Origin of the sequence: Actinokineospora cianjurensis (assembly GCF_003663795.1) — a bacterium.
GTDB lineage: Bacteria > Actinomycetota > Actinomycetes > Mycobacteriales > Pseudonocardiaceae > Actinokineospora > Actinokineospora terrae.
The window spans coordinates 1,290,748-1,313,788 of record NZ_RCDD01000001.1; the positions used below are offsets into that span (position 1 = coordinate 1,290,748).

Genomic DNA, 23,041 nt, shown 5'->3' on the forward strand with positions numbered 1-23,041 from the left:
GTCACCAGGGCCACCGCCCGCGGCCGTTGGAGGAGGTTGCATGCCGGACCATCCTGGAGCGGCCGAACCGGGCACCGAGCCTGCACACGGCAGCGTTCTGCCGCACGCCGGACCGGCTCACCCCGACCTGGCCGACCCCGAGCTGAGCAGGGACCAGGCGTGGCAGGCCGAGGAGCAGGCGCCCGACCGCCGCTTCCTCTTCTTCTCCATCCTGGTGCTGGTCTCCGGTCTCGTCGCCGCCGGCCTGGTCTCCTGGTGGCTACCCGCCCGCGACACCCCGAACGTTGTCGTGGTCGGCCTGCTGCTGGCGCTCGGGTTCCTGGTCGCCGAGCAGTTGGCGATCAACATCGACGTGCGCACCGGGGTCTCCTGGTCGATCTCCTTCTGCGAGATCCCGCTGGTCATCGGGTTGTTCGTCGCCCCGTTCGAGGTCGTGCTCGCCGCGCACCTGCTGGCGGGGGTCGGCACCCTGCTGGTGCGCAAGGTCCAGGACCGGATCCTCTACAACGCGGGCGCGATGATCTTCGAGATCACCAGCGCGTTCGCCGTGGCCACCTGGGTCAAGGACGTGCTCGGCGCCTTCGGGCCCGCCTGGGCCGGTGTGCTGGCAGGCGCGTTGGTCGCGCCGCTGTCGAGCACCCTGCTCGCCCTGGTCTGCGTGCGCGTGCTCGGCCGCACCATGCGCCTCAACGCCGCCGTCAGGCTTGTGTTGCGCACCTTGGTTCTTGGCCTGGTCAATGCGTCTATGGGTGTAGTCGGCTACCAGGTCGTCGCGCACGCGGAGGCCGGGTGGCCGCTGCTCGTGCTTGCCCTCGCCGGTTTGTCCGCGCTCTACATCGCTTACTCCGGCCTGCTCCGCGAACAGCGCGACCTGGAAGCGCTCGCCGAAGTCAGCCTCATCGTCGCCCGCTCCGGTCACCAGGCCGCGGCTAAACCCTCGCTGGGTCGCACCGAACCGTCGGACCTCACCGAGATAGCCGACAGCGACGAGTGGCAGACCATCGCCGACCGCATCAAGGACCAGCTCGGCGCGGGCAGGGTCGTGCTGCGGCTGCGCTTCGAACCGCAACTCCCGCTGCACACCGTCGTCTCCGGCGACGAGCTGCCGCCCGAGTCGCACGACGTCGAGGCCACCGGCTCCCGCGCCGACGCACTGCTGCGCCTGCCCGGCTCGCACGTGCGGCACTTCCGCCGCGGCGACGCGACCCCCGAGATCCGGCACGCCTTGCTCCGCCGGGCCGCCGACGAGGCGCTCGTGGTGCCGCTGCGCAGCGCCAGCCACCTGCTCGGCGTGGTCGAGGCGCACGACAAGCTCTCCCGCTGGCGCGGCTTCGGCCAGGCCGATGTCCGGCTCATCGGCACCATGGCCAGCCACCTGGCCACCGCCATGGACAACCGGCGGCTGCTGGCCACCCTGCGCCACGACGCCTACCACGACCCGCTGACCAACCTGCTCAACCGCCCCGGCTTCCGCCGCGCCGCGGGTGACCCGCTGCGCCGCCACCACGACTCGGTCGTGCTGCGCGTCGACCTCGACGTCCTGTCCACCGTCAGCGACGCCCTCGGCTACGCCTGGAGCGACCGGATGGTCGTGGCCGCCGGGCGCCGACTGCGCGACGCGCTCGGCCCGGAGGTCGCGCTGGCCAGGCTGGAAGGCGGCCAGTTCGCCGCGCTGCTGCTGGACACCACACCCGAGCAGGCGCACGGGATCGCCGAGCGGTTGCGCGCCGAACTCGCCGCCCCGTACCCGGTCGACCGGCTCACCGTCGAGGCCAACTCCGTCGTCGGCTACTCCGGCCCGCGCTGCGGCGAGCACGAGGGCGCCCCGCTGGAGACCGACGTCGACGCCCTGCTGCAACGGGCCGACGTCGCACTGCGCGCCGCCCGCTCCAGCGGCGACACGGTCAAGGCGTACCTGCCCACCATGGGCCAGATCTTCCTGCGCCGCTTCCAGCTGGTCACCCAGTTCCGCCAGGCGCTGGAGACCGGCCAGGTCAAGGTGCACTACCAGCCCAAGGTCGCGCTGCCGAGCCGCCAGGTGCTCGGCGTCGAGGCCCTGGTCCGCTGGCGCCACCCCGAGTTCGGCAGGCTCGACCCGGACGAGTTCGTCCCCGCCGTCGAGGCCGCTGGCCTGGTCGACGCGCTCACCACGTTCGTCATGGACCAGGCCCTGATCCGGGTCCGCAAGTGGATGGACCGGGGCCTGCGCATCGCCGCCGCGGTCAACCTGTCGGTCCGCAGCCTCGACGACCCCTCGTTCCCCGACCGGGTCGCCGAGGCGCTCGACCGGCACGGGGTGCCGCCGGAGCTGCTGACCCTGGAGCTGACCGAGTCCGGCGTGATGGCCGACCCGCAGCGCGCCCTGCCGGTGCTGCGCCGCCTGCACACCCTCGGCGTCGTGCTCGCCGTCGACGACTTCGGCACCGGCTACTCCTCGCTGGCCTACCTGCGCCAGCTCCCGGTGGACGAGGTGAAGATCGACAAGAGCTTCGTGCTCGGCATGGGCACCGACCTCGGCGACCTCGCCGTGGTCCGCTCCATCGTCGAACTCGGCCACTCGCTCGGGCTCACCGTGGTCGCCGAGGGCGTCGAGGACGACGCCGCGCGCGACCAGCTGGCGGGCATGGGCTGCGACGTCGCGCAGGGCTACTTGATCTCCCGGCCGCTCTCGGAGAGCAGGCTGGAAGCGTGGCTGCAGGCCAGGACGATGCAGGCCAGGGGCATGCGCGACGAGACCGTGCTGACCCTGCTGTCCTAGATCGACCCCCCGTTTTGGAGCTTCCAGCAGGGCTGTGTAAAGTACTCCACGTCGCCAGGGGCAGCCCGGGGGACAAGCCCCTTTAGCTCAGTCGGCAGAGCGTCTCCATGGTAAGGAGAAGGTCTACGGTTCGATTCCGTAAAGGGGCTCGACGGTTCGGCCGCGGTACACCGAGAAGATCGGCGGTGTGGCGCGGCTTGATCCATGTCAGAGCGGTGTAGCTCAGTCGGTAGAGCAAGCGACTCATAATCGCTGTGTCGCCGGTTCAAGTCCGGCCATCGCTACGCGATGGGTGACGTGTGCCAAGTGAATGCCTTGGCCTTGTCGCTTCGCCATTGTCTCTGGGGGCCTGGCCCCCAGGCCCCAGCCGGGGGTGAACCCCCGGACCCCCGCGGGCGGGCTGGTCCTGCTGCGGGGTTTGTTGATCTTGTGAAGGGCTGGTTGTTGTGGCTTCAACTGACGTGCGGCCGAAGATCACGCTCGCGTGTGAGAGCTGCAAGCACCGCAACTACATCACCAAGAAGAACCGGCGCAACGACCCCGACCGGGTGGAGCTGAAGAAGTTCTGCCCGAACTGCAAGACCCACAAGCTGCACAAGGAAACCCGCTGACGACGACCGGTTCGCTGGCGCTCACGGTCGTGGGCACGCCGGTGTTCGGTTGGGTCCAGTAGGAACGATGAGGCCATCCCACCTGTGTGGGGTGGCCTTTGTCGTGGGTGGGTAGGGTTGTGGGCGTGGCGCTGGAGCAGTCGTTCGTGGGGCGTGAGTATCCGCCGGAGTCTGTCTACGAGGTCGGGCGGGAGAAGATCCGGGAGTTCGCGGAGGCGATCGGGGACCCGCGGCCGGAGTACCTGGACGTCGAGGCCGCCAAGGCCCTCGGGTTCGCCGACGTGGTGGCGCCGCCGACCTTCACCACCATCGTGAACCTGGCGTCGATCAACCGGATCGTGAACGACCCCGAGCTGGGACTCGACTACAGCCGGATGGTCCACGGCGACCAGAGCTTCACCCACCACAGCCCCGTCGTCGCGGGCGACCGGCTCGCGGTGACCACGGTCGTGGAGAGCATCTCCCGGCGCGCGGGCAACGACTTCATCACCCTCAAGGCGGAGATCCGCACCGACGCGGGCGAGCCGAGGGTCACCACCCGGGCCCTGCTCGTGGTGCGCGACGCCGAGGAGGAGCAGGCGTGAGCGAGATCGCCGTCGGCGACGCCCTGCCCGAGCTCGAGGTCCGCGTCACCAGGGCCGACCTGGTGCGCTACGCGGGCGCGGCGCTGGACTTCAACCCGATCCACTGGAACGAGGCGTTCGCCAAGGGCGTCGGCCTGCCCGACGTGATCGCGCACGGCATGTTGACCATGGCGCTGGCCGGTCGTGTCGTGACCGCGTGGGGCCTGGGCACGCTCGTCGACTACCAGGCCCGCTTCACCCGGCCCGTGGTCGTCCCCAACGACGACACCGGCGCGCTGGTAGAGCTAAGCGGCAAGGTGGGCGCGATCCTGGAAGACGGCACTATCCGCGTCGACCTGTCGGCCAAGTTCGAGGGCCGCGCTGTGCTCGGTAAGGCCATCGCGATCATCCGCCCGTAGGACCTACCGGGCGTGGTCGACCCCATCGGCCAGGCCACGCCCGGTTCATCTAGATTCCACGCGTGACGGCTTCAGAACTCATCTCCTTCGCCCGCGGCGCCCCCTCCCTCGACATCATCGACGTGGACGGCCTCAAGGCCGCCGCGGACGCCGCACTCACCAAGGACCCCGGCGCCGCGCTCGGCTACGGCACCGCGGTCGGTTACCTCCCGCTGCGCAAGCACCTCGCGGACCTGCACGGCGTCGCGGAGAACCAGGTGCTGGTCACCAACGGCTCGATGCAGGCCGACGCGTTCCTGTTCGACCAGTTGGTCACCGCGGGGCAGCCCGTGGTCGTGGAGCGCCCGACCTACGACCGCACCCTGCTCGGCCTGCGTCAGCGCGATGCCGACGTGCGCCCGGTCTCGCTCGAGGTCGACGGCATCGACACCGAGGAACTGGCCGCGCTGCTCGCCGGTGGCCTGCGCCCGACCTTCGCCCACATCATCCCCAACTTCCAGAACCCGGCGGGCTACACGCTGAGCCTGGCCAAGCGCAAGCGCTTGCTGGAGCTGGCCGAGCAGTACGACTTCCTCATCTTCGAGGACGACCCGTACGTCAAGATCCGCTTCGCCGGTGAGCCGCTGCCGACGATGCTGGAGCTCGACGAGGGCCGCGGCCGCGTGGTCTACGCCAGTTCTTTCTCCAAGACGGTCGCCCCCGGCACCCGGGTCGGCTACCTGGTCGGCACGCCCGAGCTGATCGACAAGGTGCGCGTCGCCGCCACCAACACCTACATCTCGCCGAACATGCTGGCCCAGGCGATCGTCCACCAGTTCGCCATCAGCGGCCGGTTCGACGACGCGGTGGCCACGGTCAACGCCGCGCTGGCCGAGCGGGTGCGGGTGCTGTGCGACGCGCTGGCCGAGCAGTTGCCCGAGGCGAAGTTCACCGCCCCCGAGGGCGGGTACTTCATGTGGGTCGAGCTGCCGGACGGCGTGGACGTCGCCAAGCTCCTGCCCGCCGCCGAGGAGCGCGGGGTGACCTTCGTGAAGGGCACCGACTTCCTGCTCGAGGGTGGTCGGTCGACCATGCGCCTGGCCTACTCGGGCGTGCGGGTCGACCAGATCCCCGAGGGTGTCGCCCGGCTCGCTGACGCGGTCCGCTCGCTGGGTGCGTGAGCCCGGCCCCGCCGGTTCGCCGTGTTCTTGATCACCATGGCGAACCGGCAGGTCAGGGCCTTGATCGGGGCTCGGTTTAGGAGCGTGGGAGCGGGTACCGTATGCTCTCGTGCTTGGAACGACTTGACCGTCCCCCTCGGGTTTCCGGTGGGGATAGTGGAGTGCGTCCGAACGCGGTCCGCCGGTAGAGTGGCCGGTAGGAGTGCGAAGGGGTGTAGCTCAATTGGCAGAGCAGCGGTCTCCAAAACCGCAGGTTGCAGGTTCGATTCCTGTCGCCCCTGCGTTGAACGTCCGGCCCGGCTGACCCCGCGCAGGACTGGGTAACCATCGAGCGGAGGAAGCGTGGCCGAGGACCAGGAGCGGGAAGAGGGGCAGGAGCGCCCTTCTCGTCCGTCCACCGCCGCTGCCCGGCGCGAGCGCCGCGGTGCGGCTCGACCGGCCGCGCGCAAGGACGCTGACGGCAAGGCGGAACCGAGGAGCAAGGCGCGGCCGGACAGCGCGGCCAAGGCCGACTCCGCCGACCGCAAGGGCCGCCCGACGCCCACCCGCGACCGCAAGGACGACAAGGGCTCGATCTTCGCCAGGACCTCGCGGTTCCTGCGCGAGGTCGTCTCCGAGCTGCGCAAGGTCATCTGGCCCACCCGCAAGCAGCTGATCGGCTACACGGCCGTCGTGCTGGTCTTCGTCACCTTCATGGTGGCGCTCGTGGCGGGCCTCGACGTCGGCCTTGGCAAGGGCGTGTTCTGGCTGTTCGGCTGAGTCCACGCCGCAACCGCCGCGAACACGTGCTGCACGAAAGGAAGCGAGACCTACTGTGACCTCCGAGAACGGCGCGGCCCAGGGCAGCGACCTGACCGGCCTCGTCGCCGATGACGGCGTCGACCACGTCGGGCCCGCCGACGAGGTCAACGCCGACGAGGTCGTCGAGGCCGCACCCGACACCGACGAAGCCGACGCCGAGGACACCTCCGACGACGACGCGTCCGATGAGGACTCGTCCGACGAGGATTCGGACGACGACGCGGACTCGGATGACGACGAGGACGCCGATTCGGCCGAGGCCGAGACCCCGGCCGAGGTCGACGCCACGCCGATCGACGCCCCCCCGGCCGACCCGGTCGCCGAGATGCGCGACGCGCTGCGCTCGGCCCCCGGCGACTGGTACGTCGTGCACTCCTACGCCGGCTACGAGAACAAGGTCAAGACCAACCTCGAGACGCGCATCCAGACCCTGGACATGGAGGAGTACATCTTCCAGGTCGAGGTGCCGACCGAGGAAGTCACCGAGATCAAGAACGGCCAGCGCAAGCAGGTGCAGCGCAAGGTGCTGCCCGGCTACATCCTGGTCCGGATGGAGCTCAACGACGGGTCCTGGTCCGCGGTCCGCAACACCCCCGGCGTGACCGGGTTCGTCGGCGCGACCTCGAAGCCCTCCCCGCTGACCATCGACGAGGTGCTCAAGTTCCTCCTCCCGCAGGTCGAGGAGGCCAAGCCCGCGGCGGCCAAGGGCTCGTCGGCAGGCGGCGGTCGCGGCGGCACGGTCGAGGTGGACTTCGAGATCGGCGAGTCGGTCACCGTCATGGACGGCCCGTTCGCCACGCTGCCCGCCACCATCAGCGAGGTCAACGCCGACGGGCAGAAGCTGAAGGTCCTGGTGTCGATCTTCGGTCGGGAGACCCCGGTCGAGCTGTCGTTCACCCAGGTCTCCAAGATCTGACGGTCCGGCCACCGGACCGGCAGGCACGGCCGCGCGCAGCCATTCGCGCGGTCCGTGTCCTCGGCGGTGCTCCGCGCGCCGCATACTGGAAGCACTGAAGGAAGCCCGACATGCCACCCAAGAAGAAGAAGCTCGCAGCGATCATCAAGCTGCAGATCAAGGCGGGCCTGGCCAACCCGGCCCCGCCGGTCGGCCCCGCGCTGGGCCAGCACGGCGTCAACATCATGGAGTTCTGCAAGGCGTACAACGCCGCGACCGAGTCGCAGCGGGGGACCGTGGTCCCGGTCGAGATCTCCGTGTTCGAGGACCGCTCGTTCGACTTCAAGCTCAAGACCCCGCCCGCGGCCAAGCTGCTGCTCAAGGCCGCCGGGATCGAGAAGGGCTCGGCAGAGCCGCACAAGACCAAGGTCGCCAAGGTCACCTGGGACCAGGTCCGCGAGATCGCCGAGACCAAGAAGACCGACCTCAACGCGATCGACATCGACCAGGCCGCCAAGATCATCGCGGGCACCGCCCGGTCGATGGGCATCACGGTCGAATAAGCACCACCCGCGAGGCACGTGTGGGAGGGCCAGGCGCTGGCTCGCACCACAACTGATCCACGCGGCCACCGGTTGCTTCCCGACCGGCCGCGCACACATCCGTTAGAAGGAACAGCAATGGCAAAGCGCAGCAAGGCATACCGCCAGGCCGCCGAGCTGATCGACCGCGAGCGGCTCTACACCCCGCTCGAGGCCGCGCAGCTGGCGAAGGAGACCTCCAAGGTCAAGCTCGACGCGACCGTCGAGGTCGCCATCCGCCTCGGCGTCGACCCCCGCAAGGCCGACCAGATGGTCCGCGGCACCGTCAACCTGCCGCACGGCACCGGTAAGACCGCCCGCGTCATCGTCTTCGCGACCGGCGACAAGGCCGCCGAGGCCGAGGCCGCCGGTGCGGACGCGGTCGGCTCCGAGGACCTGATCGAGCGCATCCAGGGTGGCTGGCTCGACTTCGACGCCGCCATCGCCACCCCGGACCAGATGGCCAAGGTCGGCCGCATCGCCCGCATCCTCGGCCCGCGCGGCCTGATGCCGAACCCGAAGACCGGCACGGTGACCCCCGATGTCACCAAGGCGGTCAACGAGATCAAGGGCGGCAAGATCAACTTCCGGGTGGACAAGCAGTCCAACCTGCACCTGGTGATCGGCAAGGTCTCGTTCGAGCAGACCAAGCTGGTGGAGAACTACGCCGCGGCCCTCGACGAGGTCCTGCGCGCGAAGCCGTCGGCGGCCAAGGGCCGGTTCCTGCGGAAGATCACCTTCTCCACCACCATGGGCCCCGGCATCCCGGTCGACCCGGCGAAGCTGCGCAACCTCCTCGAAGAGGACGTGCAGGCGTAGTCAGCTCCTGTGGAAGAGGCCCCGCTCCGGCGGGGCCTTTTTCGTTGAGCCGACCCGCTTCTTGGCCCGGTCGAGCAGTTCCAGCAGCGCCACGCACACGACCAGGGCCGCGCCTGCGACGATCCACCACAGCGGGTCGGGCAGTCGCAGCGGGAACGCCAGGAACGGGTCCCAGTCGAAGATCTTGGACACGAACGGCAGCAGCCCCTCGTAGATCCCGGCCAGGAACACGACCGCCTGCAGGCCGTCGTAACCGCGCTCGTCCATACCCGCGACGGTAGGGCCGACGGGGGTGCAGGCGAGTCATGCCACGGGGTGGGGCTCGCGTCGTTCTCCGGGGGTAGTTCACCCGACCTGGTGAGTCAGCGGACTTGGCCGGGCGCGGGGTGGCCCGGGTCCGAAACGATCTGCCGCATGAAGACTTCTCGGGTGTTCGCCGCCCTCGTGCTCGCGTTCGGCACCCTCCTCGCCCCCGTTCCCGCGTCCGCCACCGCCGCCGCGCCGCTGACCGTCGCCGAGCCGCACTGCGGTGACTGGGTCGACTACAACGGCAACGAGAACCGCCGGATGAAGAGCTGGCTGTGCTTCTACGACTCCGGCGACGGGGGCGTCTACCCGATGCTGTGGACCGAGTGCGGCTGGCTGGCCCTGTTCGGCATCGGCTGGGAGAAGCTCCCGAACGGGTGCCGCGTCTGGGAACCCAGCTACTACGAGATCACCTTCCCGGACGGCACCAAGACCACCGACAAGACCTTCCCCGGCGCCTCCGGCTCGAACACCGCAAACTCCGCCGCCGAGGCGTACCCCTGCCAGACGGGCCCCTGGCGCCTCTACTCCTACTACGGCGTCCAGATGAAGGACGTCCTCGGCAACTGGGGCAGCAGCATCGCCGCCACCCACGAGGTCACCGTCGAGGTCACCTGTCCCTGACTGGGCGACCCTCGGACTAGGCGACCGCGATCCCCAGCTCGGCCGCGACCCGCAGCTGCTGCCGGTCGCGGCTGACCAGGACGATGTCGTCGCCGCTGGCCAGGCTGGTCGCCGTGGTGAGCAGGACCGCCAGGTGCAGGGCGTCGAGGGTGCGGATCGCGTGCTCGGTGACCAGCCGCCTCGCGGTCGGCAGGACCGACTCCGGGACCAGCCGCAGCACGCTGACCGGGCCACCCTCGGCGCAGTCGGCGGTGAACCGGGCGATCAAGCGGTGCGGCTCGTCGACCCGGCCCGTCCTGGCCGCGGCGGAGACCGCGCTCGCGAACTCCACCGTGGTCAACTCGCTGGTGACCACCGGGTCCGGCCCCTCGAACAGCAGGGCGCGCAGGGTCTCGTGGTCGGTCTCGCCCACGGCGTAGGCGCGCACGACGGCGCTGGTGTCGGCGTAGAGGAGGGTCACCGCGCGGAGCGTTCCTCGTCCAGCGCGGAGCTGATGGCGTCGCCGCTGTCCCGGGTCGCGGCGATGACCTCGTCGCGGGTGTCGACCGGGCCGGTGACCTCGGGGACCACCAGCAGACCGGCCGCCCTGGCCCGCTCGCGGACGGCCCTGCGGTTCTCGCCGCCGTCCAACACCGCCACCAGGGCCTCGACGACCAGGTCGTTCACGCTGCGGTTGGTGCCTGCCGCGCGCGCCTTCAGCCTGGCGTGCAGACCGTCGTCGACCCGGGTGATCAGCTGCTTCACCCCACGATGATAGCACTCGCGGCGAGATGATAGCAGGGTCAGCCGGTGGGCTGGACAGCCTTGGCCGGGCACGGGGTCGGCTCGTCGTCGTGGCGGGCGATGGTCCACTGGTCGCCCCGGGAGCCGGGGATGACCTTGACGATGAAGCGGCCGAGGCGGGGGCCGTCGTAGACCTCCATCTCGCACGAGCTGATGACCACGGTGCCGTCGGTGCGGGGGGTCAGGTCCATCGACAGCGGGAAGCGCGGCTCGGCGTAGTCGTTGGCGCGACCGACCTCGGCGTGCAGGCGCTTGACCGCGGTCTCGCAGTCGGGGGCGTTGAAGTGGCGCGCGAACTGGTCCTCGACCTCCTTGGTCTCGAACCGGGTGCACGCGTCAGGCAGGACCTCTTGCGCGACGTTGTCGTAGAAGGCGCGGACGGCTTCCTTGGCAGAGGTCGCGAACAAGACCGTCCTGGTTGTCTTACCGCCGCCGGTCTGCGACGCCGGGAGGTCTTCGTCGGGGTTGCCCAGGTAGTGCTGATAGGCCCAAGAGAGCGCCAACAGCACGACCAGCAGGTAGATCAACCTGCGGAACCACTTCGCCAGCAGCACCCGCAGCCACAACGGGCGGCGCCTGGGGCCGCTCGGCGGCGGGGGGAGCGTGCCGTCGGCCTGGCCGCGCTGGAACTCCTGGAACCGTTGGAACTCCTGGAACTGGCGCCACTGCTCGTCGTCCGGCATCGGCACCGCGGGGGGCTGCCCTGGCGGGCGGATCGCGGGTGGCCCCGCCGGTGGGTTGTCGCGGTCCGGCTGCTCCTGGTCGGCCATGGTGACCATCATGCCGTGCCGGTCGACCCCGGTTTGGTTCGCCGAGGGACTGGGGTTAGTCTTGTCCCTGGTTCACCGAAGACCGCTGGTCCCTGTCGTGCGAACGGCAGGCGAAGGCCCCACCGACCGTGGGCGGCCCGCGCAGGGGGACATGGATAGTGCTTCCGGGTGCGTCACGCACCCTGCCGCGCCCCGTGCCGCCTTTGCGCCGGGGCGTTTCCTCGTTCTCGGGGGTCGACCAGCGACACCGAACACGAGAGGAGGCGACCCATGGCGAAGCCAGAGAAGGTGGGCGCAGTCGCCGAGATCGCGGACAAGTTCCGCACCAGCTCGGCCACTGTCGTCACCGAGTACACCGGCCTCTCCGTGGCCCAGCTGACCACGCTGCGTCGCGCTCTCGGCACTGGCACGACCTACCGTGTCGCGAAGAACACCCTGGTCAAGCGGGCTGCCGCTGACGCGGGTGTGGAGGGCCTGGACAGCCTGTTCATCGGCCCGACCGCCATCGCCTTCGTGCAGGGCGAGCCGGTCGACGCCGCGAAGGCCATCCGCGACTTCGCGAAGGACAACAAGGGTCTGGTCATCAAGGGCGGCTACATGGAGGGCCGCCCGCTCACCGTCGAAGAGGTCGCGCAGATCGCCGACCTCGACAGCCGTGAGGTGCTGCTCGCCAAGCTGGCGGGCGCGATGAAGGGCAACCTCGCCAAGGCCGCCGGGCTGTTCAACGCCCCGGCCTCGCAGATCGCCCGCCTTGCCGCGGCGCTGCAGGAGAAGAAGGCGGCCGCCGAAGGCGGTGCCTCCGCTCCCGCGGACGACGCAGCCGAGAGCTGAAACACCCCACCCGGAAGAACCGCGCCCGCTAGCCCGGGTGTGTTAGTGAAAGGACCGCCACCATGGCGAAGCTCAGCACCGACGAGCTGCTCGACGCGTTCAAGGAGATGACTCTCCTCGAGCTCTCGGGCTTCGTGAAGCAGTTCGAGGAGACCTTCGAGGTCACCGCCGCCGCCCCGGTCGCCGTCGCCGCCGCCCCCGGCGCCGCCCCGGTCGAGGCCGCCGAGGAGCAGGACGAGTTCGACGTCATCCTCGAGTCCGCCGGTGACAAGAAGATCCAGGTCATCAAGGTCGTCCGCGAGGTCGTCTCCGGCCTGGGCCTCAAGGAGGCCAAGGAGCTCGTCGAGGCCGCCCCCAAGGCCGTCCTCGAGAAGGTCGCCAAGGAGGCCGCCGAGGCCGCCAAGGAGAAGCTCGAGGCCGCAGGCGCCAAGATCTCCGTCAAGTAGTTCCCGCTCTCCCGAAGAGCCCGGCACCCCCACGGTGCCGGGCTCTTCGGCGTCTTGGCGCCCGAGTCGGGTGGAGACTCGGCGACGGTGGTCTCCACCCGGCTTTCACGATCGTTGGCCAGCCACGCGCCCCTCTACATCGTTGGCCAGCCACGCGCTCCTCGGATCCGCTGGTGCCAGGCCGGCTCGATGGGGCGGACTTGTTTTGTGTGGGGGAGCGGCACCCGTAGCGTCGCTCACGCGGCAGGCTCCCTGTGGACAACCCCACCACCACGAAGAGTCACTCCCGGTAACCCATAGTTCCCCTGTGGCCAATCTCATAACCCGGTTGAGCGAACAGGGAGGGATCCGAGTACTTTTCCAACTCGGCAGTAACTTCGCTAGTAACCCGGCTGGGTCGCCCTCGTTGCACTGGGGTGAACGGGCCGTGCGGGTCGGGAGGGTTGATGGGCGCCGAGGTGGTGGTCGAGGGGCTGACGAAGTCCTTCGGGAGTCAGGCCATCTGGCGGGACGTCACGCTCACGCTGCCGCCGGGGGAGGTGTCGGTGATGCTCGGGCCTTCGGGGACGGGGAAGTCGGTGTTCCTCAAGTCCATGATCGGTCTGCTGAAGCCGGACCGGGGGCGGTGCGTGGTCAACGGGGTGGACATCGTCACCTGTTCCGAGGCGAAGCTCTACGAGGTGCGCAAGCTGTTCGGGGTGCTGTTCCAGGACGGCGCGCTGTTCGGGTCGATGAACCTCTACGACAACGTGGCCTTCCCGCTGCGGGAGCACACGCGCAAGTCCGAGGCCGAGATCAAGCGGGTCGTGCTCGACAAGTTGGAGTTGACCGGGCTGCAGGGCGCTGAGCGCAAGCTCCCCGGGGAGATCTCCGGCGGGATGCGCAAGCGCGCCGGACTCGCCCGCGCCCTGGTGCTGGACCCCGAGATCATCCTGTGCGACGAGCCGGACTCCGGGCTCGACCCGGTGCGGACCGCCTACCTGAGCCAGTTGCTGATCGACCTCAACGCGCAGATCGACGCGACCATCCTGATCGTCACGCACAACATCAACCTCGCCAGGACCGTGCCGGACAACCTGGGCATGCTCTTCCGCAAGGAACTGGTCATGTTCGGCCCGCGCGAGGTGCTGCTGACCAGCGACGAGCCGGTGGTCGAGCAGTTCCTCAACGGCCGCAGGATCGGGCCGATCGGCATGTCGGAGGAGAAGGACGCCGCGCAGATGGCGCAGGAGGCGGCGCACGCGGCGGCCGGGCACTCCGACGGGTCGTCCGAAGAGGACCTGCGGGGCATCGTGGCGCAGCTCGAACCGACCCCCGGACTGCCGGAGCGCAAGGCGGTGCGCAGGCGCAAGGACCGGGTGATGCAGGTGCTGCACTCCCTGCCCACCGCCGCCCAGGAAGGCATCATCGCCTCCCTGACCCACGAGGACCGCCTGCGCTACGGCCTCACCGCCCCGAGCCCGCGCCCCGCCCACGACGACACCCAGGAGATCCCGGTCTGGCCGGGCGGTCGACCATGACGGCCGCGACCAGGTCCTTCCCCGGCGCCGGTGCGCTGCGCGAGACCGGCAGGCTGTGCGCGCTCGGCATCGACGTCGTGGTGAACACCTTCCGGCGGCCGTTCCAGACCCGCGAGTTCATCCAGCAGTGCTGGTTCATCGCCAGCGTCACGATCCTGCCGACGGCGCTGGTCGCCATCCCGTTCGGCGCGATCGTGGCCCTGCAGCTGGGCACGTTGATCGTCCAATTGGGAGCGCAGTCGTTCACCGGCGCCGCCAGCGTTCTCGCGATCATCCAGCAGGCCGCCCCTCTCGTCACCGCGCTTCTAGTCGCGGGCGCGGGCGGTAGCGCGATCTGTGCCGACATCGGTTCTCGCACCATCCGCGAGGAGATCGATGCCATGGAGGTGCTGGGGGTCTCCCCGGTGCAGCGGTTGATCGTCCCCAGGGTCCTGGCCGCGATGCTCGTCGCCGTCCTGCTCAACGGCCTGGTCAGCGTCGTCGGGGTGATGGGCGGCTACTTCTTCAACGTCGTCCTGCAGGGCGGCACCCCGGGCGCGTACCTGGCCAGCTTCTCCGCGCTCGCGCAGCTGCCGGACCTGTGGATCAGCGAGCTCAAGGCGCTGATCTTCGGCTTCATCGCCGGTGTCGTCGCGGCCTACCGGGGGCTCAACCCCAAGGGCGGCCCGAAGGGCGTGGGGGACGCGGTGAACCAGTCCGTCGTCATCACGTTCCTGCTGCTGTTCTTCGTCAACTTCGTGCTGACGGCGGTGTACCTGCAGGTCGTCCCGGCGAAGGGCAGCTGACATGGGGCCACTGAAGACCCTCGACCAGCTCGGGGACCAGCTCTCCTTCTACGTGCGCGCCATCGCGTGGATCCCGCGCGCGCTGCGCCGCTACACCCGGGAGACGCTGCGCCTGCTCGCCGAGGTCAGTTTCGGCAGCGGCGCGCTCGCGGTCATCGGCGGCACCGTCGGGGTCATGGTCGGCCTCACCGTCTTCACCGGCGTGGTCGTCGGCCTCCAGGGTTACGCCGCGCTCGACCAGATCGGGACCGCCGCGTTCTCCGGGTTCGCCTCCGCCTACATCAACACCCGCGAGATCGCGCCGCTCGTGGCCGGTCTCGCCCTCTCCGCGACCGTCGGTTCCGGCTTCACCGCGCAGCTCGGTGCGATGCGGATCTCGGAGGAGATCGACGCGCTGGAAGTCATGGCCGTGCCGAGCCTGCCGTTCCTGGTGACGACCCGGATCATCGCCGGGTTCATCGCGGTCATCCCGCTCTACATCATCGGCCTGCTGACCTCGTACCTCGCGTCGCGCACCATCACGGTCCACTTCTACGGCCAGTCCGCGGGCACGTACGACCACTACTTCAACCTGTTCTTACCCCCCGAGGACGTCTTCTGGTCCTTCGGCAAGGTCCTGATCTTCGCGATCATCATCATCCTGTCGCACTGCTACTACGGCTACACCGCCAGCGGTGGCCCGGCCGGGGTCGGCATCGCGGTCGGCCGGGCGGTGCGGACCACGATCGTCACCGTGGCGCTGGTCAACTTCTTCATCGGCTTCGCGATCTGGGGTACCACGACGACGGTGAGGATCGCGGGATGAGCGCGACGATCCGGCGCAGGCTCAACGGGGTGCTGTTCCTCGTGGTGGTGGCGGCCCTCGTCGGGCTCAGCATCGCCATGTACAACAAGGCGTTCACCCCCGTCGCGGCCGTCACGCTCACCACGGACAAGGTCGGCAACCAGCTCGCGGTGCACTCCGATGTGAAGGTGCGCGGCCTGATCGTGGGCGAGGTCCGCCGGATCACCCCGACCGCGACGGGCGCCGAACTCGACCTGGCGCTGGACCCCGAGAAGATCGACGTGATCCCGGCCAACGTCTCCGCCCGGTTCCTGCCCAAGACCCTGTTCGGCGAGCGCTACGTCTCGCTGCAGATCCCCGACGACGCCGCGACCACCTCGCTGGCCGCGGGCGACCGGATCACGCAGGACACCTCGGTGCGCGCCGTCGAGCTGGAGCAGGCGTTCGAGAGCCTGCTGCCGGTCTTGCAGGCCGTGCAGCCGCAGAAGCTGTCGAGCACCCTCACCGCCATCGCGACCGCGCTCGAAGGCCGCGGTGAGGACCTCGGTAAGACCCTCGCCGACCTGGGTGAACTCGTCGGCGAGCTGAACCCGCACCTGCCGCAGTTGCAGAAGGACCTGCGCACCCTGGCCACGGTCGCCGACACCTACAGCGACGCCACGCCCGACCTGGTGGCGACGCTGACCGACCTGACCGCCACCTCGAAGACCATCGCCGACCAGCGCGCGAACCTCGACGCCCTCTACGCGACGACGACCACGGCCGCCCGCGACCTCGACGCCTTCCTGCGGGTCAACAAGAACAACCTGATCCAGCTCGCCGACACCTCCCGCCCCACGCTGGAGACGCTGGCCCGCTACTCCCCCGAGTACCCGTGCCTGTTGCAGCTGATGGCCGAGGCGGTGCCGGAGCTGGACAAGGCGTTCGGCAAGGGCACCAACAAGCCCGGCCTGCACGCGACCATCGAGATCACGGTGAACCGCGGCCCCTACCGGCCGGGCAAGGACGAGCCGCGCTACGAGGAGAACCGCGGCCCGCGCTGCTACGACTTCACCCAGTTCCCCTCGCCGTTCCCGCAGTCCCCGCCGGATGGCCCGCTGCGCGACGGCGCCACCAACCCGCCGCCCGCCCGGTCCGTCCAGGATGGACTGCTGCCGCCCGGCAACACCACGCCCAACGCCGCCGGTGGTGGCGCGGATATCGGCATCGCGAACTCCCCGCAGGAAGCCGCGTTCCTGGCGCAGATCATCGCCCCCGAACTGGGCACCACCCCCGGGGGAGTCCCCGGCTGGTCGACGATGCTGCTCGGCCCGGCGTTCCGCGGCGCGGAGGTGAGGTTCCAGTGAGGAGTCTCGTCGCACCCCTGGTCAAGCTGGCCGTGTTCATGGTCGTCACCGTCGCGGCCACCGCCGTGCTGGCGATCAGCATCGCCAACGTCGACCTCAGCTCGACCAACTCCTACCAGGCCAGGTTCACCGACGCGACGCTCCTGCTGCCCGGTGACGACGTGCGGATCGCGGGCGTGCGGGTCGGTCAGGTCGAGGGGGTGGCGGTCGCCGACCGGACCCAGGCGCTGGTGACGTTCTCCGTCGCCGCCGACCGCAAGCTGCCCGCCTCGGTGACCGCGCAGATCAAGTTCCGGAATCTGGTCGGCCAGCGGTACGTGTCCCTGGGCCAGGGCGCGGCCGAGGACCCGAACGCGGTGCTCAACCCCGGCGACACCATCCCGGTGCAGCGGACCAAGCCCGCGCTGGACCTGACACAGCTGTTCAACGGGTTCAAGCCGCTGTTCCAGGCGCTGTCGCCGGACGAGGTGAACAAGCTGTCCTACGAGATCATCCAGGTGCTCCAGGGCGAGGGCGGCACGGTCGAGACGCTGCTGTCGCACACGGCGTCGCTGACCAGCACCCTCGCGCAGAAGGACCAGGTCATCGGCGAGGTGATCACCAACCTCAACACGGTGCTGACCACCGTCAACGCCCACGGCGACCAGCTGTCCACGGTGATCACCCAGGTGCAGCAGCTGGTCAGCGGGCTGGCCGAGGACCGGGTGCCGATCGGGCAGGCGGTCGACGCCCTGGGCGGCCTGACCACCACGACCGCGGGCCTGCTCGACGAGGCCCGCGCGCCGCTCAAGCAGGACATCGCCAACCTCGGTGGCCTGGTGCGCACGCTCAACGAGAGCGAGCAGACCGTGGAGCACTTCATCCAGTTCCTGCCGACCAAGACCGCCGCGCTCACCCGCACGGTCAGCTACGGCTCGTGGTTCAACTTCTACCTCTGCGAGGCATCCGGCGAGGTCAGCGTGCCCGGCCTGATCAGCACCCCGCTCGACATCCCGGTGCTGCCTGCCAGTCAGCCGAGGTGCCTGCGATGAGCCGGTCGTTCCGCTCCCGCAACCCGGTCCCGATCGGGTTGGTCAGCCTGCTCACCATCGCGCTGGTGCTGCTCGCCGCGATCTACTCCGACGACCTGCCGATCATCGGCGGCGGCACGACCTACAGCGCCGAGTTCAGCGAGGCGGCGGGCATCCAGGCCGACGACGAGGTGCGGATCGCGGGCATCAAGGTCGGCTCGGTGTCCGATGTGGACCTCGACCGGGACCGGGTGGTGGTGCGGTTCAAGGTCAAGGACGCCTGGGTCGGCGACCGGACCAGGGCGGAGATCAAGATCAAGACCCTGCTGGGGCAGAAGTTCCTGTCGCTGGCGCCCGAGGGCACCGAGGTGCTCGACCCCGGCACCCGCATCCCGCGCGAGCGCACCACCGCCCCCTACGACGTGCTGGAGGCGTTCCGCGGCCTGGCCGACACGGTCAACGAGATCGACACGACCCAGCTGGCCCGCAGCATGGAGGTCATCGCCGAGACCTTCGCCGACACCCCGGACGACGTCCGCGGCGCGCTCACCGGGCTCCAGTCGCTCTCGCGCACCATCTCCTCCCGCGACGAGCAACTGGCCTCGCTGCTGGACAACACCAGGCAGATCTCCACCACGCTCGCCGACCGCGACGCGCAGGTCGCCAAGATCCTCTCCGACGGCAGCCTGCTGCTCACCGAGCTCAACAACCGCAAGAACGCCATCTCCGCGCTGCTCACCGGTACCAAGGACCTGGCGACCGAGCTGCAGGGGCTGGTCGACGACAACAACGCCCAACTCGGCCCGGTGCTGCAGAGCCTCGACCAGCTCTCCTCGATGTTGCAGCGCAACCAGGACTCGCTGGCCGAGGGCATCCGCAAGTTCGCCCCGTTCGTGCGCCAGTTCAACAACGCGATCGGCAGCGGCCGCTGGTTCGACAACTACATCTGCGGCCTGCTGCCCCCGTCCATCGGCCCGGTCAACCAGCCCGGCTGCCTGGGGGAGGCCCGATGAGCACCTTCGCCACGAAGAACCGCCGCGACGCCGCCAGGGTGCTCGCCCTGATCTGCGTGCTCGGCCTCGTGGTCGCCGCCGCGCTGTGGTGGCTGCTGCGCGAGCCGAACACCAAGCGGTACACAGCCGTGTTCGCCGGGGTCGTCGGGCTCTACGAGGACAACGACGTGCGGGTGCTCGGCGTGCGGGTCGGCACCGTCGACAAGATCACGCCCAAGGGGGACCGGGTCGAGGTCGAGATGCTGGTCGACCGGACCGTCGAGGTGCCAGCCGAGGCGAAGGCGGTCATCGTGGCGCCGTCGCTGGTGTCCGACCGGTACGTCCAGCTCACCCCGGCCTTCACCGGCGGCGAGGTCATGGCGACCGGTGCGGTCATCCCGCGCGATCGGACCGCGACCCCGCTGGAGGTCGACGACCTCTACGCCAGCCTGGCCAGGGTCAGCGAGACCCTCGGCCCGAACGGGGTCAACAAGGACGGCGCCCTGTCGGACCTGCTGATCGCGCTCTCGCGCAACCTCGACGGCAACGGCCAGGCGGTCAACGACACCGTCACCCAGCTCGGCAAGCTCAGCAGCACCCTGTCCGGCAACTCCGACGACCTGTTCGCCACCATCACCCAGCTGCAGAAGTTCACCAGCACGCTGGCGGCCAACGACGAGCACGTGCGCACCTTCACCACGGAGCTGGCCGAGGCGTCGAAGTTCCTCTCCGCCGAGCGCGGCAACTTGGCGGCCGCGGTGGACCAGCTCGGCATCGCGCTGGGCACCGTGCAGAAGTTCATCAACGACAACCGGGGCCACCTCAAGTCCAATGTGGACAAGCTGGCCTCGGTCACCCAGGTGCTGGTCGACCAGCGGGCCGCGCTGGCCGAGACGCTCGACATCGCGCCGCTCGCGCTGAGCAACGTGATCAACACCTACAACGCGTCGTCGGGCACCCTCGACGCGCGGGCCAACATCAACGAGCTGACCCAGCCGCCGATCGTGACCGTGTGCAAGCTGGTCCGCCAGGGCACCGCGCAGCCGTTGCCGCAGACCCTCGCCGACCTGTGCGACCAGCTCGCGCCGGTGGTGCAGGGCGCGGTGCCGTTGCCCTCTCCCGCGCAGGTCATCGAGGGCATGCGTAGCGGCAAGCTGCCCACGTTGCCGCTACCAATCGCCGGTGACGCTTACTCGTTGGGGGGCCGCTGATGGCCCGCGTGAAGATCGCCGCCATGCTCGCCGCTGCCGCGATGGCCCTGTCTGCCTGCGGTTTTACCGGCATCTACGACCTTCCCCTGCCAGGTGGCGCTGACTTGGGCGACCACCCTTACCGGGTCAAGGTGCAGTTCAAGGACGTCCTGGACCTCGTGCCGCAGTCCGGGGTGAAGGTCAACGAGGTCACGGTCGGCCGGGTCGACGAGATCACCCTCGCCCAGGACGGCTGGACCGCCGAGGTCACCGTCCTGGTCAACGGCGGGGTCGACCTCCCGGCCAACGCGCTGGCCAAGCTGCGCCAGTCCAGCCTGCTGGGGGAGAAGTACGTCGAGCTGAGCAGGCCACCGGCCGACCAGGGCAGCGGCAAGCTCACCGACGGCGCCCTGATCCCGGTGGAGCGGACCAACCGCAACACCGAGGTCGAGGAGGTCCTCGGCGCGCTGTCGCTGCTGCTCAACGGCGGTGGTGTCGAGCAGTTGCAGACGATCACCAAGGAGCTCAACAACGCCACCGCGGGCAACGAGACCGCCCTGCGCGCCCTGCTCGACAACGTCAACACGATGGTCACCACCCTCGACGCGGGCAAGTCCGACATCACCCGCGCCCTCGACGGCGTCAACCGGCTCGCCAGCACCCTCAACGCCCAGAAGGACCAGCTCGTCGGGGCCATCGACGACATCGGCCCCGGCTTGCAGGTGCTCTCCGACCAGCGCCGCCAGTTGGTGACGATGCTGCAGAGCCTCGACACCCTGTCCGACGTCGCGGTGGACACGGTCAACAAGAGCCAGGCCGACCTGGTCGCCGACCTCAAGGCGTTGACCCCGACGCTGCGCAAGCTCGGTGAGGCGGGCGCGAACCTGCCCAGGTCGCTGGAGCTGATGCTGACCTTCCCGTTCACCGACCAGGCGGTGAAGGGCGTGCAGGGCGACTACTTCAACCTCTACGCCAAGATCGACCTGAACCTGCAGAGCGTGCTCGACAACCTCAGCCGCAGCCGCCAGAACCCGCTCCAGGACATCCCGATCATCGGCGCCGCCACCAACGGCACCCCGGGCGTCCCCACCAACGCCCCGGCCCCGTTGCCGCTGCCGGTCCTCGGCTCGCCCAACCAGCAGCAGCCCAGGCTGCCCAGCCTCTTCGACATCCTGCTGGGAGGCGGTTCCTGATGCTGACCAGGAAGGTCCGCCTCCAGCTCGTCGCGTTCTTCCTGATCGCGGTCGTCTCCGTGGTCTACGCCGCGTTCCGGTTCACCGACGTCGGCCGGGTCTTCGGCGCCAACGGCTACCGGGTGACGCTCCAGCTCACCGACTCCGGCGGCATCTTCACCAACGCCGAGGTCACCTACCGCGGTGTGAACGTGGGCCGGGTCGGCGACATCCGGCTGACCCGCGCGGGCATGGACGTCGACCTCGACATCGACCCGTCCGCCCCGGAGATCCCCGCCGACCTCGACGCCGTGGTCGCCAACCGGTCCGCGGTCGGCGAGCAGTTCGTCGACCTGCGCCCGCGCGCCGACGGCGGCACCCGGCTCGCCGAGGGCACCGTCATCCCCGCCGACCGCACCACGACCCCGGTCAGCACCGACACCGTCATCCGCGACCTGGACACCCTGGCCAACTCGGTGCCCACCGACGCGCTGCGCACCGTGGTCGACGAGCTGGACAAGGCGTTCGCGGGCACCGGCGACGACCTGCGGGTGCTGATCGACACCACCGGCGAGTTCACCCGGGCGGCCAAGGAGAACCTGCCGCAGACGATCAAGCTGATCGACGACGGCGCGATCGTGCTCGGGACCCAGGCCGCGCAGTCGGGCAACATCAAGTCCTTCGCCGCGGACCTGCGCGACCTCTCCGCCCAGCTGCGCACCTCGGACCCGGCCATCCGGCAGCTCATCGCCGCCACCCCCGGCGCGGCCGATGCGGTCACCGGGTTGCTGCGCGAGTCCGGCCAGGGCATCGGCTACCTCACCGCGAACCTGCTGACCACCTCGAACATCCTGGTCACCCGGGTCGACGGCCTCGAACTCGCGCTGGTCGCCTACCCCGTCGTCGCGGTCGGCCCCAAGACGGTCGTGCCCGGCGACGGCACCGCGCACCTCGGCCTGGCGCTGAACCTGTTCGACCCGCCCGCCTGCACCCGCGGCTACGAGGGCACCCAGCGCCGCGCGGGCAACGACCTCACGCCGGTCCCGGAGAACGCGCGGGCCTACTGCGCCGAACCGGTCGGCAGCCCCATCGCCGTGCGCGGGTCGCAGAACGCGCCCTTCGGCGGCAAGCCCGTGCAGCCGACCGCGCAGGACCTGGCCGCCAACCGCGACCGCCCCGCCCAGCAGCTCGCCGACATGGCCCAGAACAGCATCCCCGGCACCCTCACCCAGCCCGGTCTCGGCGGCCTCGCCAGCCTCGCCGGGTTGCTCGGCCTCGGGGGCTAACCTACCTCCGGGTAGAGAAGGAGCGCGATGACTGCCGACACCAAGCCGCGGCCCGCGGGCGGGCGACAGCGGGGCAAGGCCGCCTGGACGCTGGTGGTCGCACTGGGCGTCGTCGTCCTGGTCGCGGTCGGGTTCGCCGTGTGGTTCGGCATCGCCTGGGCGCGCGCGGGCACCAACGACGACCTGGACCTGGCGACCACCCGCGACGAGGTCTCCCGGGTCGCGGGCGCCGCGCTGGTCACGGTGAGCACCCTGGACTTCCGGCACGTCGACCAGGACCTCGACCGCTGGGTCAACGCCTCGACCGGCCCGCTGCGCGACGAGTTCGAGACCAGGCGCGCCGCCAGCAAGGGCGCGCTGGAGCAGGCCAAGACCGTCACCACCGCGACCGTCCTCAAGATCGCGGTGACCGACCTGCGCGAGCGCGAGGGCAAGGCCGAGGTCATCGCCGCGGTGCGGGTCGACGTCACCCCCGACGGCAAGCAGGCCACCCCCAAGTACCTGCGCCTGCAAGCCGCGCTCGACCGCACCGACCAGGGCTGGAAGCTCAGCGGTGTCACCCCCGTGCCCTTCACCCCGGCAGGCTGAG

26 protein-coding genes and 3 tRNA genes are annotated in these 23,041 nt (G+C 69.9%); 25 read left to right on the top strand and 4 right to left on the bottom strand.

The annotated features are described in order from the left end of the window. The first annotated feature begins 40 nt into the window (after positions 1–40). The 12 genes from CLV68_RS06170 to rplA all read left to right on the top strand — a co-directional run bounded on the left by CLV68_RS06170 (position 41) and on the right by rplA (position 8,607). Complete coding sequence (locus CLV68_RS06170; RefSeq protein ID WP_121389550.1) at positions 41–2,758, top strand: putative bifunctional diguanylate cyclase/phosphodiesterase; 2,718 nt, start codon at positions 41–43, stop codon at positions 2,756–2,758. A 76-nt stretch (positions 2,759–2,834) separates the two neighbouring features. Next, a tRNA-Thr gene (locus CLV68_RS06175) sits at positions 2,835–2,907 on the top strand. Between the two features lie 62 nt (positions 2,908–2,969). After that, positions 2,970–3,042, top strand: a tRNA-Met gene (locus CLV68_RS06180). Between the two features lie 162 nt (positions 3,043–3,204). Beyond that, positions 3,205–3,369, top strand: a complete 165-nt coding sequence (gene rpmG, locus CLV68_RS06185; protein ID WP_092777594.1) for a 50S ribosomal protein L33 — start codon at positions 3,205–3,207, stop codon at positions 3,367–3,369. 125 nt (positions 3,370–3,494) lie between these two features. Continuing rightward, positions 3,495–3,953, top strand: coding sequence for a MaoC family dehydratase N-terminal domain-containing protein (locus tag CLV68_RS06190; protein WP_121390999.1), 459 nt, complete (start codon positions 3,495–3,497; stop codon positions 3,951–3,953). Beyond that, positions 3,950–4,351 (top strand): MaoC/PaaZ C-terminal domain-containing protein, encoded by a 402-nt coding sequence (locus CLV68_RS06195; protein WP_121389551.1) that lies wholly within the window; start codon positions 3,950–3,952, stop codon positions 4,349–4,351. Before CLV68_RS06190 ends, CLV68_RS06195 begins: the two co-directional genes overlap by 4 nt. A 62-nt stretch (positions 4,352–4,413) precedes the next feature. Then, complete coding sequence (locus CLV68_RS06200; protein ID WP_121389552.1) at positions 4,414–5,511, top strand: aminotransferase-like domain-containing protein; 1,098 nt, start codon at positions 4,414–4,416, stop codon at positions 5,509–5,511. Positions 5,512–5,719: 208 nt separating this feature from the next. Then, positions 5,720–5,792 (top strand) — tRNA-Trp (locus tag CLV68_RS06205). Positions 5,793–5,853: 61 nt separating this feature from the next. Further along, positions 5,854–6,270: a preprotein translocase subunit SecE gene (secE, locus tag CLV68_RS06210; RefSeq protein ID WP_121389553.1), complete on the top strand. Its 417-nt coding sequence runs from the start codon at positions 5,854–5,856 to the stop codon at positions 6,268–6,270. Positions 6,271–6,325: 55 nt separating this feature from the next. Beyond that, positions 6,326–7,228, top strand: a complete 903-nt coding sequence (gene nusG / locus CLV68_RS06215; protein ID WP_121389554.1) for a transcription termination/antitermination protein NusG — start codon at positions 6,326–6,328, stop codon at positions 7,226–7,228. 110 nt (positions 7,229–7,338) lie between these two features. Beyond that, complete coding sequence (gene rplK, locus CLV68_RS06220; protein ID WP_092777606.1) at positions 7,339–7,770, top strand: 50S ribosomal protein L11; 432 nt, start codon at positions 7,339–7,341, stop codon at positions 7,768–7,770. A 117-nt stretch (positions 7,771–7,887) separates the two neighbouring features. Next, positions 7,888–8,607 (top strand): 50S ribosomal protein L1, encoded by a 720-nt coding sequence (rplA, locus tag CLV68_RS06225; protein WP_121389555.1) that lies wholly within the window; start codon positions 7,888–7,890, stop codon positions 8,605–8,607. On the opposite strand, the gene CLV68_RS06230 is transcribed toward rplA, so the two are convergent. Then, positions 8,608–8,874 carry a hypothetical protein gene (locus CLV68_RS06230; RefSeq protein ID WP_121389556.1) on the bottom strand — a complete coding sequence of 89 codons (267 nt, stop codon included), beginning with the start codon at positions 8,872–8,874 and terminating at the stop codon, positions 8,608–8,610. A 147-nt stretch (positions 8,875–9,021) separates the two neighbouring features. Between CLV68_RS06230 and CLV68_RS06235 the strand changes: the two genes are divergently transcribed. Beyond that, positions 9,022–9,537 (top strand): hypothetical protein, encoded by a 516-nt coding sequence (locus CLV68_RS06235; RefSeq protein WP_147459891.1) that lies wholly within the window; start codon positions 9,022–9,024, stop codon positions 9,535–9,537. Between the two features lie 16 nt (positions 9,538–9,553). Here the strand turns inward: CLV68_RS06235 and CLV68_RS06240 are convergent, their stop codons facing one another. From CLV68_RS06240 to CLV68_RS06250, 3 genes are read right to left on the bottom strand one after another with little or no spacing between them, the layout of a single operon-like run. After that, on the bottom strand, positions 9,554–9,997 hold the full coding sequence (locus CLV68_RS06240; RefSeq protein WP_121389558.1) for a type II toxin-antitoxin system VapC family toxin: 444 nt from the start codon (positions 9,995–9,997) through the stop codon (positions 9,554–9,556). Continuing rightward, positions 9,994–10,281, bottom strand: coding sequence for a toxin-antitoxin system HicB family antitoxin (locus tag CLV68_RS06245; RefSeq protein WP_170224125.1), 288 nt, complete (start codon positions 10,279–10,281; stop codon positions 9,994–9,996). Before CLV68_RS06245 ends, CLV68_RS06240 begins: the two co-directional genes overlap by 4 nt. A 38-nt stretch (positions 10,282–10,319) precedes the next feature. Next, a complete protein-coding gene (locus tag CLV68_RS06250; RefSeq protein WP_147459892.1) occupies positions 10,320–11,090 on the bottom strand; it encodes a hypothetical protein in 771 nt (256 codons plus the stop codon). A gap of 270 nt (positions 11,091–11,360) precedes the next feature. On the opposite strand from CLV68_RS06250, the gene rplJ reads away from it, so the two are divergent. The 12 genes from rplJ (at position 11,361) to CLV68_RS06310 (ending at position 23,040) form a co-directional block, all read left to right on the top strand. Beyond that, a complete protein-coding gene (gene rplJ, locus CLV68_RS06255) occupies positions 11,361–11,921 on the top strand; it encodes a 50S ribosomal protein L10 (RefSeq protein ID WP_121389560.1) in 561 nt (186 codons plus the stop codon). Between the two features lie 62 nt (positions 11,922–11,983). Then, positions 11,984–12,367, top strand: coding sequence for a 50S ribosomal protein L7/L12 (gene rplL, locus CLV68_RS06260; RefSeq protein WP_121389561.1), 384 nt, complete (start codon positions 11,984–11,986; stop codon positions 12,365–12,367). Positions 12,368–12,813: 446 nt separating this feature from the next. Then, on the top strand, positions 12,814–13,887 hold the full coding sequence (locus CLV68_RS06265) for an ABC transporter ATP-binding protein (protein WP_121389562.1): 1,074 nt from the start codon (positions 12,814–12,816) through the stop codon (positions 13,885–13,887). Further along, positions 13,884–14,672 carry an MlaE family ABC transporter permease gene (locus tag CLV68_RS06270; RefSeq protein ID WP_170224127.1) on the top strand — a complete coding sequence of 263 codons (789 nt, stop codon included), beginning with the start codon at positions 13,884–13,886 and terminating at the stop codon, positions 14,670–14,672. The genes CLV68_RS06265 and CLV68_RS06270 overlap by 4 nt, the downstream gene beginning before the upstream one ends. A gap of 1 nt (position 14,673) precedes the next feature. Continuing rightward, positions 14,674–15,477: an MlaE family ABC transporter permease gene (locus tag CLV68_RS06275; RefSeq protein WP_121389563.1), complete on the top strand. Its 804-nt coding sequence runs from the start codon at positions 14,674–14,676 to the stop codon at positions 15,475–15,477. Then, the gene (locus tag CLV68_RS06280) at positions 15,474–16,802 is read left to right on the top strand and encodes an MCE family protein (RefSeq protein ID WP_121389564.1); all 1,329 of its coding nucleotides are present in this window, start codon (positions 15,474–15,476) and stop codon (positions 16,800–16,802) included. Before CLV68_RS06275 ends, CLV68_RS06280 begins: the two co-directional genes overlap by 4 nt. Beyond that, positions 16,799–17,833 (top strand): MCE family protein, encoded by a 1,035-nt coding sequence (locus CLV68_RS06285; RefSeq protein WP_121389565.1) that lies wholly within the window; start codon positions 16,799–16,801, stop codon positions 17,831–17,833. The genes CLV68_RS06280 and CLV68_RS06285 overlap by 4 nt, the downstream gene beginning before the upstream one ends. Beyond that, on the top strand, positions 17,830–18,825 hold the full coding sequence (locus tag CLV68_RS06290; protein WP_121389566.1) for an MCE family protein: 996 nt from the start codon (positions 17,830–17,832) through the stop codon (positions 18,823–18,825). The genes CLV68_RS06285 and CLV68_RS06290 overlap by 4 nt, the downstream gene beginning before the upstream one ends. Then, complete coding sequence (locus CLV68_RS06295; RefSeq protein ID WP_121389567.1) at positions 18,822–20,015, top strand: MCE family protein; 1,194 nt, start codon at positions 18,822–18,824, stop codon at positions 20,013–20,015. Before CLV68_RS06290 ends, CLV68_RS06295 begins: the two co-directional genes overlap by 4 nt. Continuing rightward, positions 20,015–21,187 carry an MCE family protein gene (locus tag CLV68_RS06300; protein WP_121389568.1) on the top strand — a complete coding sequence of 391 codons (1,173 nt, stop codon included), beginning with the start codon at positions 20,015–20,017 and terminating at the stop codon, positions 21,185–21,187. Before CLV68_RS06295 ends, CLV68_RS06300 begins: the two co-directional genes overlap by 1 nt. After that, positions 21,187–22,452 carry an MCE family protein gene (locus CLV68_RS06305; protein ID WP_121389569.1) on the top strand — a complete coding sequence of 422 codons (1,266 nt, stop codon included), beginning with the start codon at positions 21,187–21,189 and terminating at the stop codon, positions 22,450–22,452. The genes CLV68_RS06300 and CLV68_RS06305 overlap by 1 nt, the downstream gene beginning before the upstream one ends. Before the next feature lie 27 nt (positions 22,453–22,479). After that, entirely contained in the window at positions 22,480–23,040 is a 561-nt protein-coding gene (locus CLV68_RS06310) for a hypothetical protein (RefSeq protein WP_121389570.1), read from the top strand. Position 23,041: the final 1 nt, after the last annotated feature.

Coding starts and splice junctions, on each gene's coding strand:
- CLV68_RS06170 (WP_121389550.1), top strand. CDS start 41: ATGCCGGACCATCCTGGAGCGGCCGAACCGGGCACCGAGCCTGCACAC.
- rplK (WP_092777606.1), top strand. CDS start 7,339: ATGCCACCCAAGAAGAAGAAGCTCGCAGCGATCATCAAGCTGCAGATC.
- rplA (WP_121389555.1), top strand. CDS start 7,888: ATGGCAAAGCGCAGCAAGGCATACCGCCAGGCCGCCGAGCTGATCGAC.
- CLV68_RS06230 (WP_121389556.1), bottom strand. CDS start 8,874: ATGGACGAGCGCGGTTACGACGGCCTGCAGGCGGTCGTGTTCCTGGCC.
- CLV68_RS06235 (WP_147459891.1), top strand. CDS start 9,022: ATGAAGACTTCTCGGGTGTTCGCCGCCCTCGTGCTCGCGTTCGGCACC.
- CLV68_RS06250 (WP_147459892.1), bottom strand. CDS start 11,090: ATGGCCGACCAGGAGCAGCCGGACCGCGACAACCCACCGGCGGGGCCA.
- rplJ (WP_121389560.1), top strand. CDS start 11,361: ATGGCGAAGCCAGAGAAGGTGGGCGCAGTCGCCGAGATCGCGGACAAG.
- rplL (WP_121389561.1), top strand. CDS start 11,984: ATGGCGAAGCTCAGCACCGACGAGCTGCTCGACGCGTTCAAGGAGATG.
- CLV68_RS06265 (WP_121389562.1), top strand. CDS start 12,814: ATGGGCGCCGAGGTGGTGGTCGAGGGGCTGACGAAGTCCTTCGGGAGT.
- CLV68_RS06270 (WP_170224127.1), top strand. CDS start 13,884: ATGACGGCCGCGACCAGGTCCTTCCCCGGCGCCGGTGCGCTGCGCGAG.
- CLV68_RS06275 (WP_121389563.1), top strand. CDS start 14,674: ATGGGGCCACTGAAGACCCTCGACCAGCTCGGGGACCAGCTCTCCTTC.
- CLV68_RS06280 (WP_121389564.1), top strand. CDS start 15,474: ATGAGCGCGACGATCCGGCGCAGGCTCAACGGGGTGCTGTTCCTCGTG.
- CLV68_RS06290 (WP_121389566.1), top strand. CDS start 17,830: ATGAGCCGGTCGTTCCGCTCCCGCAACCCGGTCCCGATCGGGTTGGTC.
- CLV68_RS06295 (WP_121389567.1), top strand. CDS start 18,822: ATGAGCACCTTCGCCACGAAGAACCGCCGCGACGCCGCCAGGGTGCTC.
- CLV68_RS06300 (WP_121389568.1), top strand. CDS start 20,015: ATGGCCCGCGTGAAGATCGCCGCCATGCTCGCCGCTGCCGCGATGGCC.
- CLV68_RS06305 (WP_121389569.1), top strand. CDS start 21,187: ATGCTGACCAGGAAGGTCCGCCTCCAGCTCGTCGCGTTCTTCCTGATC.
- CLV68_RS06310 (WP_121389570.1), top strand. CDS start 22,480: ATGACTGCCGACACCAAGCCGCGGCCCGCGGGCGGGCGACAGCGGGGC.